This is a genomic window from Pseudomonas sp. P8_241 (genome assembly GCF_034008315.1).
Taxonomy (GTDB): domain Bacteria; phylum Pseudomonadota; class Gammaproteobacteria; order Pseudomonadales; family Pseudomonadaceae; genus Aquipseudomonas.
Genome location: NZ_CP125377.1, coordinates 4923157 through 4935976 on the forward strand (window position 1 = coordinate 4923157; position 12820 = coordinate 4935976).

General features: G+C 62.5%; 4 protein-coding genes. All 4 read right to left on the minus strand.

The genetic code is table 11. The annotated features are described in order from the left end of the window. Positions 1-11: 11 nt before the first annotated feature. A complete protein-coding gene (locus QMK58_RS21960) occupies positions 12-1070 on the minus strand; it encodes a TauD/TfdA family dioxygenase (RefSeq protein ID WP_053157145.1) in 1059 nt (352 codons plus the stop codon). Between the two features lie 53 nt (positions 1071-1123). Further along, complete coding sequence (locus tag QMK58_RS21965; protein WP_320395440.1) at positions 1124-10360, minus strand: non-ribosomal peptide synthetase; 9237 nt, start codon at positions 10358-10360, stop codon at positions 1124-1126. A 227-nt stretch (positions 10361-10587) separates the two neighbouring features. Further along, positions 10588-11322, minus strand: coding sequence for a thioesterase II family protein (locus tag QMK58_RS21970; RefSeq protein ID WP_053157139.1), 735 nt, complete (start codon positions 11320-11322; stop codon positions 10588-10590). 83 nt (positions 11323-11405) lie between these two features. Then, positions 11406-12578: an MFS transporter gene (locus QMK58_RS21975; protein ID WP_053157136.1), complete on the minus strand. Its 1173-nt coding sequence runs from the start codon at positions 12576-12578 to the stop codon at positions 11406-11408. Positions 12579-12820 lie beyond the last annotated feature (242 nt).

Consider the following 12820-nt stretch of genomic DNA (forward strand, 5'->3'; position numbering starts at 1 on the left):
GTCGGGTGTCCTTATTCCTGATCCAGGTCGGCGCTTTTCTGCGCGATGGCCATGGCCGTGAGGATTTTTCTGTAGCCGGTGAATTCGTTGCGCGCATGCACGCTGAGGATGTTGTCGAGCAGGACCACGTCGCCCTTCTCCCAGGCGAACTCGACCATTACGTCGCGGTAGATGCCTTGCAGGTGACGGATCACGTCCTCGGGAATCGGCGTGCCGTCACCGAAGAAGGTGTTCTGCGGCAGGTCCAGCGGGCCGAATTCACGCAGCAGGTTGTCGCGGATGCTGTCGGGCAGGGTCAGGGCGTTGAAGAAAGTGCCGTGGTTGAACCAGATGCGTTCGCCGGTCAGCGGATGGCGCACGATGGCCGGGCCGTTTTGCCGGGTGCGCAGGCGATTGCCGGACTTCCATTCGGCCTGTATGCCGATCTTCGTGCAGTAGGCTTCGACGTCTGCGCGGTCCTCGCTCTGGAACACCGTCTGCCACGGCAGGCCCATGCCGTCGCCATAGTTGCGCACGTACTGGATGCGTTTGCGCTGGAATTGCTCGCGCACTGCCGGGTCGATCCGCGCCAAAATCTGACGGGTATCACCGAACGGCGTTTCACCGCCGGTGGTCGACGGGGTGTCGCAATAGAAGTACAGGTGCCGCGGGAACACCGGCGAATACGAGTGCTCGTTGTGCGGGAAGATTTTCTCCGGCGCCGGGTAATCGGTGGAGCTGTAGATCTTGAACTGACCGGTGATCTGGGTTCGTGGCGAGGCGCGGAACAGGTACTCCAACGCGCCACCGGAAATCGCATCGACGCAACGGTTGAACTCGGCGATGTCGGCGACCTGGAAGCCACGAAACAGAATCACCGCGTGTTCCAGCAAGCGGGTTTCGATCAGGGCGCGATTCTGAGTCGCCCATTCCACGAGATTCACGCCAGGCACGGCCGGACGGCACACCAGCGGCATGCTGACGCCCTCGAACATCGGCGCGAAACTCACTAGTTGCGTCGGATCGGTGGACAGGCTCTTGCGGGCACCACGAGCCAATTTGGCAATGGACCTGGTCGTTGAAACGCTCATAAACCCCTCCAGAAAATGTTGACGACGGTGCAGGTTGAGCACCGCCGCCTGAATCAGTCCGCCGCCGATTGCACAGTCGGCGCGCCACGTTTCGCCGAGCGTCGCTTGATCGCCATGGCGCCGCCGAGCAAAGCCTTGCGCTGTTCACTCAGGCGCGTTTCGGCGCGGCGCTGCACGTCCGTGGCCACCTCCAGCAACTGGCTCACGCTCAACTCGTCGACGCGCAACAACGCTTGCAGCACGGCCTGAATCTGCTCGAACAGACACGCCAGCGTGCTCGGCAAGTACTGGCCGGCCGGTGTCTCGAAACTCAGGTGAACGTACTCGGCGTCGTTGTAGAACGCAGCGACCATGCCGATCTCGGCGGCTTGACGCCCCGACGCAAAGTCCTCGACCTGCAAGCCTTCCATCGACGGCAGGCGACCGACGCCTTCCTGGTAAATCAGCTTGATGTCGAACAGCGGCGAGCGTCCGGCCCGACGCGGCAAGCGCAAGGCTTCCACCAGTCGCTCGAACGGCAGGTCCTGATGGTCCGAAGCCTCCAGCACCGCGCGACGGCAAACGTCCAGCAACTGCCTGGCCGACTGCTCGGCCTCCACGTCAATTTGCAGAACTAATTGGTTAACGAAGAAGCCGACCATTTCTTCAAGCTCGGCTTGATTTCGGTTGGCGATATCGGTGCCGATGCGCACGCGATTGACCTCGGTGCGCTGGCGCAACACCAGGGTGAAACCGGCCAACAGCAGCATGAACAGCGACAGATCGTGCTGTTGGGCGAAGTCGCGCAGTTGCTGGCTCAGTTCTGCGCTGAAGGTGAAATGCGCATTGGCGCCTTCCGCGGCCGTGCGTTGATCGCCGTCAGCCGGCAGCTCCAGCACGGGTAATTGCTCACCCAAACGCTGCTGCCAGTAATCGAGCTGACGTTGCAGTTCTCCACCTTGCTCCAGCCACTGGCGTTGCCATTTGGCGAAGTCGGCGTATTGCACGCTGTGGGCTGGAAGTTGAGGCGTTTCGCCACGGTTGAGGCTCGGGTACAGCGTGACGAACTCGTTGATCAGGATGCGGAACGACCAGTCATCGGCAACGATGTGGTGCACGGTCAACAGCAGCACGTGTTCCTGTTCCGCGACCCGTAACACGCGGACTCGCAGCAGCGGGCCGTGGCGCAGATCGAATGGCCGAGCAACTTCTTCCCGGGCCAGTTTCTGCGCCTCAGTATCCGGCGATGGCAAATGCCGCAGGTCGACGGCATCAAAGCTCAACGGCAATTGCTCCTGCACGCGCTGCCAGGCCTTGCCGTCTTCCTCGTAGAAGGTGGTGCGCAACACCGCGTGACGCTGCACCAAGGTGTCGAAGGTCTGGCGCAAGGCTTCAAGATTCAACTCACCGCGCAGGCGCAACGCGCCGGGCATGTTGTACATCGAGCTGTCCGGTTCCAGGTTCCACAGGAACCACAAACGCTGTTGGGCGAAGGACAACGGCTGACGCTCGCCGCCGGTGCCCGCCACCAGCGCCGGGCGCTCACAGGTGCGTTGCAGGGCTTTCACCTGCGCGGCGAAATCCTCAAGGCGCGGGTGTTCGAACAGGCTGCGCAGGCTCACCGACAGGCCGAGGCGCTGACGTATCTGCGAGACGATCTGCGTGGCCAGCAACGAATGCCCGCCCAGTTCGAAGAAGCTGTTTTCGCGATCAACCCGTGGGACCTGCAACACTTGCTGCCAAATCTGCGCCAGCTCGGTTTCCAGCTCGCCTTGCGGCGCGGTGCCTGTGGCCGTTTCCCAGGCTTCGGGGGCCGGTAGCGCCGCACGGTCGAGCTTGCCGTTGCGATTGAGCGGCAGCGCAGTCATCAGTACCAACTGTGCGGGCAGCATGTAATCCGGCAGACGCTCGCCCAAGGCGCGGCGAACGGTGTCGGTGAGTTCACGCGCATCTGTGCTCAGCAGTTCGGCATTGGCCGGCACCACGTAGCCGATCAACTGCTTGCCACCCACGGCTTCGTGCACCAGCACCGCCGCTTCGCTGATCATCGGCAAGCCTTGCAGGTGCGCTTCGAGCTCACCCAACTCGACCCGCAATCCACGAATTTTCACCTGATGGTCGATGCGCCCCAGATACTCCAGCGCGCCGTCTTCGCGATAGCGTGCGAGGTCGCCGCTGCGGTACAGCCGCGCCCCCGGTGTGGTGGAAAACGGATCGGCGATGAAGCGCTCGGCACTCAAGTCCGGGCGCTGGTGATAGCGTTGGGCGAGCCCCGCATCACCACCAATGCACAACTCGCCGACGCAACCGCTCGGCAGCAGATGACCTTGCGTGTCGATCACATACAACGCACGGCCCGGCAACGCTTTGCCGATGGGCACGCCGATGGGGTTGCGGGTATCGGCCAGGGTGCATTCGTGGGTGCTGGAGACCACGCTCGCTTCGGTCGGACCGTAGGTGTTGAGCAAACGCACGTCGCTCAGCCCAGCGGCGTGCCACAGCTTCAAGCCTTCGAGGGACATCGCTTCGCCGCCGACATGGACCTGACGCAAACGGCCCTTGTCGCGCCGAGGCTGAGCGGCCCACTCCTGGGACAGCAAGAACCAATACGCCGCCGGCAAATCCGCCAGCGTTACCTCGTGTTCGACAAGCTGGCGATAAAGCGTGTCGGTGTCCCACAGCTCATCGCCGCGCATCACCAACGCCGCGCCCACACACAGCGGTGGATAGCACTGTTCGACGAAGCCGTCGAAGCTGAACGTGGCGAACTGCAGCACACGGTCTTCAGGGGTCAGGCCTGAATAATCCGCCGCAATCACACAGAACTCGCGCAGTGCGGCATGGGCCAGGCACACGCCTTTCGGGCGTCCGGTGGAGCCGGAGGTGTAGATCAGGTACGCGAGATCTTCGGCGCTGGCGAGGTTCACCGGGTTGTCGGTGGAGTACCCGGTGTCTTCGCTCAAATCCAGCGTCAGGCGCGGCAAACCTTGCGGCAGCAGCACATCGGCGAGCAGGCCCGATTGCGCCAGCAGCAGGTCGATGCCGCTGTCTTCGATCATGTAGGCCAGGCGCTCGGCCGGGTAATCCGGGTCCAGCGGCACATACCCGGCGCCGGACTTGAGGATTGCCATCAGGCTGACGATCATTCGTGTATTGCGCCGCACCGACAGGCCGACCCGCTGCCCCGGCCCGACGCCAAGAGCGCGCAGGCGATGGGCTAACTGGTTGGCTTGCGCATTGAGCTGGGCGTACGTCAGGCGTTCGTCACCCGCTACCACGGCCAGCGAATCAGGTGTGCGTGCCACTTGCTGTTCGAAGCGCTGATGGGTCAGCAACGGGTTGTCCAGTCGCGGCGCCGGTGGACGCGAGTTACGCAGTACTCGGTCCTGGGCCTGAGCATCCAGCAGGCTGACAGCACCGAGCGCCTGTTGTGGCTGGGCGACAAATTGCGCCAGCACATGCAACAGGCTCGCGCCCATTTGGGTGATCTGCTCGGCGCTGAATTGGCTGCGATCGAAACTGAAATCCAGACGCAACGAGGCCCCGACTTCGATGCCGAGGGTTAGCGGGTAGCTGGTGATTTCGTGATTGTGCAGCGCGCCGAACGCCAAGCCCGCTGGCGCCCCTTGTTTGAGTGCCTCGGCCACCGGGAAGTTTTCGAACACCAGCAGGCTGTCGAACAGCGCCCCCTGCTGCCCGGCCCAGCCCTGAATATCATAGAGCGGCACGTGTTCGAACTCACGCAGGCCCAGGTTCAAAGCTTGCAGTTCATTGAGCCAATCGCTCACCGCTTGCCCCGCTGACGGATGGACAATGATCGGCAAAGTGTTGATGAACAATCCCAACTGTTGCTCGATGCCCGGCAACGGCGCCGAACGCCCGGCAATCGTCGCACCGAAGGCCACGCAAGGCTGGCCGGTGTAGCGCTGCAACAGCAGCGCCCATGCACCTTGAAGCAAGGTGTTGAGGGTAATTTTCTGCTGGCGGGCGAAATCGCTCAGGCTTTGCAGCGCGGTGCTTTCAACGGTCAGTTGATGCTCGCCCATGCCTCGCCCTTCGGCCGGCGTCGGCAGGGCTTGCGCCAACAGCGTCGGGGTTTCCAGCGGCGCCAGTGCCTGTTTCCAGAACTGCTGGGCGGCAGGGAGCGGCTGTTGCGCAATCCAGCCGAGGTAGTCGCGGTATTGTCCCAACGGCTTGGTCAGCGTCTGGCCGGCATAGTGCTGGATGACTTCGCCGAGCAACTGCGCGTTGCTCCAGCCGTCCATGAGGATGTGATGGCTGGTGTAGATCAGGTGCCAGTCTTCACTGCCCCGACGCACCAGGATCAAGCGAAACAACGGCGCGCTACTCAGCTCGAACCCACGGCTGCGCTCTTCAGTTGCCAAGGCATCGAGGTTGATATCGTCTGCTTCGATCACTTGCAGTTGCAGGTCGATCTGGCGATGAATCACCTGATGCGCGCACTCAAGTCCCAACCAATGGAAGCTGCTGCGCAGGATGTTGTGGCGATTGATCGCCGCCTGCCACGCCCGGCCGAACGCGGCGATTTCAAGGCCCCGGATGTCCAGGCGCAATTGGTTGATGTAGGCGTCGGCCTGGGGTTCGTACAGGGTGTGGAACAGCATGCCCTGCTGCATCGGCGTCAGCGGGTAAACGTCCTCGATGGCGGGCGCGGCGACGGGCAAAGCGTCCAGTTGTGCCTGTGTGATGCGTGCGAGCGGGAAGTCCGATGGAGTGACCTGGCCCGCCGTTGTCGCGCAGCAATGCTCGATCAACGACTTGAGTTCTTCGGCATAGGCATCGGCCAGTTGCTGCACCGTGCTGTTGGCGAACATGTCGCGGCTGAAGCCCCATTGCAGCGTGAGTTGTCCGCCGAAGACCTGGCCTTCCAGTGTCAGCCAGTTGGCCAGCGGCGCGTCGTCGCCCTGGGCCTGACCGCCACTTTCAGACGCTGGGACAAACAGCGCAGTCTCATCAAACTGACGGTCGAACTGCCCGAGGTAATTGAAGGTGATTCGGGGCGTCGGCAAGCCTTTCAAGGCGTCGATCTGGGCCGGTTCACCGAGATGACGCAGCAGCCCATAACCCAACCCCTTGGCCGGGACGGCGCGCAGTTGCTCCTTGATCGCCTTGATCGCACGTGAAGTCTCGGCCTTGGGTTGCAGGCGCACGGGGAACAGGCTGGTGAACCAGCCGACGGTACGCGTCAGGTCGAGGTCGTCGAACAGGTCTTCGCGGCCATGGCCTTCGAGCTGGATCAACGTCGATTCATGCCCGGTCCAGCGACAGATGACCCGCGCCAACGCGGTGAGCAACAGGTCGTTGACCTGGGTGCGATAAGCCGCCGGAGCTTGTTGCAGCAAACGCTGGGTCAAGCCTGCGTCGAGTTTCGATTCGATCTTGTGCCCGTGGCGATGCTGCAAACTGCCCTGCGGGTTGTCGCACGGCAAGTCGCGGGCGTCGTCCAGTTGCGCCTGCCAGTACGGCAGTTGTTCATCGAGAGTGCGGGCGTGCTGTTGCAGGTGTTTAGCCCAGGTTTGATAGGCGCTGGTTTTCGCCGGTAGTGCTGCTTGCCGGTAGGCCTGTTGCAAGTCTTCGAGCAACACCCGCCACGACACGCCATCCACCGCCAGGTGATGGATCACCAGCAACAGGCGTTGGCTGCCATCGTCGAGGTTGACCAGCACGGCGCGCAACAGCGGTCCACCTGCCAGATCGAGGCTGCGTTGTGCTTGATTGCACATCGCGCTCAGGTCATCGGTCGAAGACGCACGGCGCTGCCACAATCCTGACGTTTCAACGGGTGACGCGTGATGCTGGTTCCAGCCGTCTGCACCTTCGATGAAGCGCAGACGCACGGCGTCATGGTGATTGATGACCTTGATCAGCGCAGCTTCCAGCGTTTGAGGATTCAACGCCTCTCGCGGCGTCAACAACAGCGACTGATTCCAGTGCTGACGCTGGGCGATGGCCTGATCGAAAAAATAATGCTGCGCCGGGGTCAGGATCACCTCGCCGCTGACCGGGCCTTGATCGATAGCGCTGTGGCTGTCGAACTCCGCGACCAACGCCAGGCTGCGCACCGTCTGGTACTGGAACAGATCCCGCGGGCTCAGGCGAATCCCGGCCTGACGGGCACGGCTGACCACCTGGATGGAGATGATCGAGTCGCCGCCCAGCTCAAAGAAGTTGTCCTCAAGACCGACACGCTCCAGCCCGAGCACATCCTGCCAGATCTGCGCCAGCGCGGTTTGCATCGAATCCTGCGGGGCGACGAAGGTTTGCTGCGGCGCGGATTCGGGTGGCGGCAAGGCCTTGCGGTCCAGTTTGCCGTTGGCGGTCACCGGCAAGGCGTCCAGCGACATCAGGTAAGTCGGCACCATGTATTCCGGCAGGGAGCTCAACAGCCAGGCCTTGAGCGTTTGCGGCCATTGAGCATCCGCCTCAGTGTTTTCCAGCACCAGGTACGCCACCAGATGTTTGCCACCCTGAACCAACACCACCGCTTCACGCACCAGCGGATGCTGCATCAGGCGGGTTTCGATTTCACCCAGCTCGATGCGCAGGCCACGCAGCTTGACCTGATGGTCGAGGCGCCCGAGGTATTCGATTACGCCATCGGCGCGCTGGCGCACGCGGTCGCCGGTGCGGTACAACCGCGCGCCATCGTGGAACGGGCACGGCACAAAACGTTCGGCGGTGAGTGCCGGGCGCCGGTGATAACTGCGCGCCAACCCGGCGCCACCGAGGTACAACTCCCCTGCCACACCCGCCGGGACCGGCAGCAACTGTGCGTCCAGCACATGGGTGCGCAGGTTGGCGATGGGACGGCCAATGGGCACGCTGTCGGCGCCTTCATCGATGCAGGTCCAATGGGTCACGTCGATGGCCGCCTCGGTCGGACCGTACAGGTTGTACAGTCCGGCGCCCGGCAGTTTGGCGAACACCTGCAGTTGCGCGTCGAGCGGCAACGCTTCACCGCTGCACGCGATGCGCTTGAGGCTGGTACATGTCTCGACACCCGGCTCGTGGATAAACGCCTGCAACATCGACGGCACAAAATGCAAAGTGCTGATGCCGTAATCCTTGATGATCCGGATCAACCGCGCCGGTTCCCGATGCGCACCCGGCGGCGCCACCACCAGACGTGCACCCGTCATCAATGGCCAGAAAAACTCCCACACCGAGACGTCGAAACTGAACGGGGTTTTCTGCAACACCGAGTCGCGGCCATCGATCCCGTACGCCTGCTGCATCCAGCACAAACGGTTGACCAGGGCCGCGTGACTGTTGCCGGCACCCTTGGGTTTGCCCGTGGAGCCGGAGGTGTAAATCACATAAGCCAGGTTCAACGGGTGCACCTCAACCTGCGGGCAGGTTTCTCTGTAACCGTCGAGCCAGTCGTCTTCCTGATCGAGGGCGATGACCTTGACTCCCTCGGTCGGCAGCGCGCAGAGCAATTCGGTTTGACTGAGCAGCAGGCCAATCGCGCTGTCTTCGATCATGTAGGCCAGGCGTTCTGCGGGGTACTCTGGGTCGAGCGGCACATAGGCGCCACCGGCCTTGAGAATCGCCAGCAGACCAATGACCATTTCCAGCGAGCGCTCAACGCAAATCCCCACCAACACATCCGGACCGACACCGTGCTCGCGCAGGCAATGGGCGAGTTGATTGCTGCGCGCATCGAGTTGCGCGTAACTGAGCTGACGATCACCAAACACCAAGGCCGACGCCTCGGGTGTGCGCCGGGCCTGGGCCTGGATCAACTGATGCATGCACTGCTCGACGGGATAAGCCTCGGCGGTGCGGTTCCAGTCATGCACCAGCACGTGCTGCTCATCCGCCGTCAGCATCGACAACTCGCCGATTTCTTGCGTCGAGTCGTCGACGACCGCCTGCAACAGACGCGTCCAGTGCCCGGCCATGCGCACAATGGTATCGGCCTCGAACAGGTCGCTGGCGTAGGTCAGCGCCGCGTGCAGCTTGCCGCCCTTCTCCCAGGTGTCGAGTGTCAGGTCGAACTGGGTGGTGCGGCTTTGCCAGTCGATGCTGCCCAGCGCCAGGCCTGACGCGGTGCTCACCGAGGCTATGTCCGCAACCTGCGGCTGGTGGTTGTACATCACTTGGAACAGCGGCGTGTGGCTGAGGCTGCGCTCCAGTTTCAATGCCTCGACCAGACGCTCGAACGGCAAGTCCTGATGGGCCTGGGCACCGAGGGCGGTTTCCTTGATGGCGCGTAGCAAGTCGTCAACCCGGGTCTGGCCGTCCAGTTGCGTACGCAGCACCTGGGTGTTGACGAAGAAGCCGATCAGCCCTTCGATTTCCGCACGGTTGCGGTTGGCGATGGGGACGCCGACACGCAGGTCGGTTTGCCCGGTGTAGCGATGCAGCAGCGCGTTGAACGCACCGAGCAACAGCATGAACAGGGTGATGTTGTGGTTCTGCGCGGTGGTGCGCAGGTGTTCGGCCAGTTGTGTATCGACCGCGAATTCGAAGCGCGTGCCGCGATAGCTCGGCATCGCCGGGCGCGAATGATCCAGCGGCAATTCCAGCACCGGATGCTCATCGCCCAACTGCGCCTGCCAGTACGCCAGTTGCCGCGCCTGCTCGCCCGCTTCCAGCCAGCGGCGCTGCCACAGGGCGTAGTCGCTGTACTGGATCGGCAGCGGCGCAAGTTGCGGTGGGGTGCCTGCATCGAAGGCGTCGTAGCAGCGGATGAATTCGTCGATCAGCACGTTCATCGACCAGCCATCGGAGACGATGTGGTGCAGGGTCAGCAGCAGGACATGTTCCTGATCGGTGAGCTTGAGCAGGGTCACCCGTAGCAGCGGACCGACCGCCAGATCGAATGGCAGCACCGATTGTTGTTCGGCGGTTTGAGCCACCGAGTGCTCACGGTCAGCGGCGGGCAGCTCGCTGATATCCACGTGTTCGATTTGCAGCGGCGCAGCGCTCGGGGCTTGCCGCACGCTGTCATCGGCTTCGCGGGCAAACACCGTGCGCAGGGTTTCGTGACGGGCCACCAGGCTGGCGAATGCCTGCTCCAGCGCCGATACGTTCAGACGCCCGGTCAGCCGCACCGCCCCTGGCAGGTTGTAGGCGCCGCTGTGCGGGTCCAGTTGCCAAAGAAACCACATGCGTTGCTGAGCGTAAGACAGTGCCTGGCGATCCTCGGCGTCAACGCCGGATGGAATCGCAAACCGGGCGAACTCCACGCCCTCCCTGGCCAATGCCGCGAGGAACACCTGGCGCTTTTCCAGGGGCAACCCGATAAACCGGCGAGCAAGTTTCAAGGAGTCTTCAGCATTCATTTCAAGGCATCCGGATCAGTGGCGGGAAGCACAAAGGCACGTCGTCCTTATCAAACGAATGCAGACCAGAAAAATTAGCGAATGAATTAGGTGTCAGAAGGGGTGTAAATCGCACCGCTCTTGTAGGAGCTGGCTTGCCAGCGAAAGGGTCATGACAGGAGAAATGGTGCCACCTGCAAGACCGCCTTCGCTGGCAAGCCAGCTCCTACAAAGGGATTAATCGATCATCAGGCGCTCGCAGCCATGGAGTGCCGCCGATGATGCACCTCAAGCTGATCCTTGATCAGCCGCAGTACCCTGGCCTCATGTTCATGGATGAAGAAGTGCCCACCGGCCAGCATGTCCACGGAAAAACTGCCGCGGGTTTCCTGGCTCCAGCCGATCAACTGCTCGGTCGTGGCGCGGTCATTCTTGCCGCCGAGCACATGCACAGGGCACGTGAGCAAGGGCCGTCGCACTGGTTCGAATCGCCCGCACAAAAGGAAGTCCGCACGCAGCACCGGCAGGGTCAGGCTCATCAATTCTTGGTTGGCCAGTATCTCTTCGCTGGTGCCATTGAGGAGGCGCAGTTGCTCGATCAGTTCGGTGTCGGTTTTGGGCTGGGCATAGTGCCGGTCGTATTCGGCACGCAACGTCGGCGCGGCGGTGCCGGAAGCGAACAGCGCTACCGGCTCCGGACAACCCAGCGAGCGAAACGCATGAGCCATCTCGCAGGCGAGCAACGCGCCCATGCTGTGGCCGAACAACGCGTACGGTGTCTTGAGCGTGGCTTTTTGTTCATGGGCCAGTTGCAGCGCCAGGCGCCGCATGTCGGTGTGCAAGGGCTCGCCGAATCGAGCGCCCCGCCCCGGCAATTCCAGCGGTTGCAGTCTGATCCACTCCGGCAGCTTGCGCCGCCAGCGGTTGTAGACCATGGCACTCGCGCCCGAATAGGGCAGGCACAGCAATGTCAGCCGGGTCACCAGGCTTACCTCGAAAGTTGTCTGATTGGTGAACGGATGAGGTATGCCGGGAATTAGTCGTACAGACATTTTCCATGGAAACATCATTTCAGATGGCGATAGCTCGAAATGGCGGAACCCAGCACCACCGCCCCCGCCGCAATCGCCAGCCAGAACCCGCTCCGCGCGCCGAACGCATCCACCAGCCAACCGGAACCGGCGGCACCAATCGCCACCCCGATGCTCAGGCCGGTGACCAACCAGGTCAGGCCTTCGGTGAGCTTGGCCGGCGGTACGATTTGCTCGATCAATGCCATCGCGACAATCAAGGTCGGCGCAAAAAACAGGCCGGCGACAAACACCGCCAGGGACAAACCGAGAATGTTCACCGCCAGCAGCAACGGCAACGTCGTCACCGCCGTCGCCACCCCACCGTACAGAAACAGGCGCGGCAGCGGTATTTTCGAACGCAATGCGCCGAACGCCAGCCCGGCCAGGCACGAACCGATCGCATACACCGAAAGCACAATGCTCGCTGCCGCCGGTTGGCCCTGCTGCTGGGCGAAAGCCACGCTGACCACGTCCACCACGCCGACGATAATGCCCATGGCCACCATCAACAGCATCAGCAATTGAATGTCGCGGGAACGAATGATCGAGCCTTGATGATGTTCTTCATGGGGGTGCACCGCAGGTTCCGTGCTGCGCTGCAAGACGAACGCCGTCACCCCGATGCCCAGCGCCAGCAACGCGGCCAACGGCCCCGCTTCAGGGAACGCCACCACGCATAGCCCCACGGACAATGGCGGCCCGACGATGAAGCAGACTTCATCCAGCACCGATTCCAGGGCGTAGGCCGTCTGCAACTGCGGCCGACCGCGATAGACCTCGGTCCAGCGCGCCCGCACCATCGCCGACATGCTCGGCATGCAACCGGCCAACGCGGCGAAGACAAACAACGTCCAGTTGGGCGCCTGCAACCGCGTGCACAGCAACAGCAGCAACAATGCCCCGCCACCGAGCAACGCCGACACAGGCAGAACCCGCCCCTGGCCATATCGATCCACCAGCCGCGACACCTGAGGTGCACAAAACGCCGTGGCCAACGCAAACGTCGCCGCCACCGCGCCCGCCAATCCGTATCCACCGTGCAACTGCGAGAGCATGGTGATCAAGCCGATGCCGGTCATGGAAATCGGCATGCGCGCGATCATTCCCGCCAATACGAATGCGCCGCTGCCAGGGGCTTTGAATAGTTCGCGGTAGGGGTTTGCCATGGGTCTGGTCTCAATCAGGGCATGCACGTTGCCATAACGGCTGATTGCGGGGGAAGCGTGGAATTGTTGGTGGAATGTGAAGGGCCCCATCGCGGGCAACCCCGCTCCCACACTGGACGGTTTACGCCCACCCACTGTAGGAGCGAGCTTGCTCGCGATGGGGCCAGAACAGACACCTCATCTCCCTTCTCCAAATGAACTCTCACCGCCCCCGACCAGTCAGCTACTTAGGCCCCAGGTTC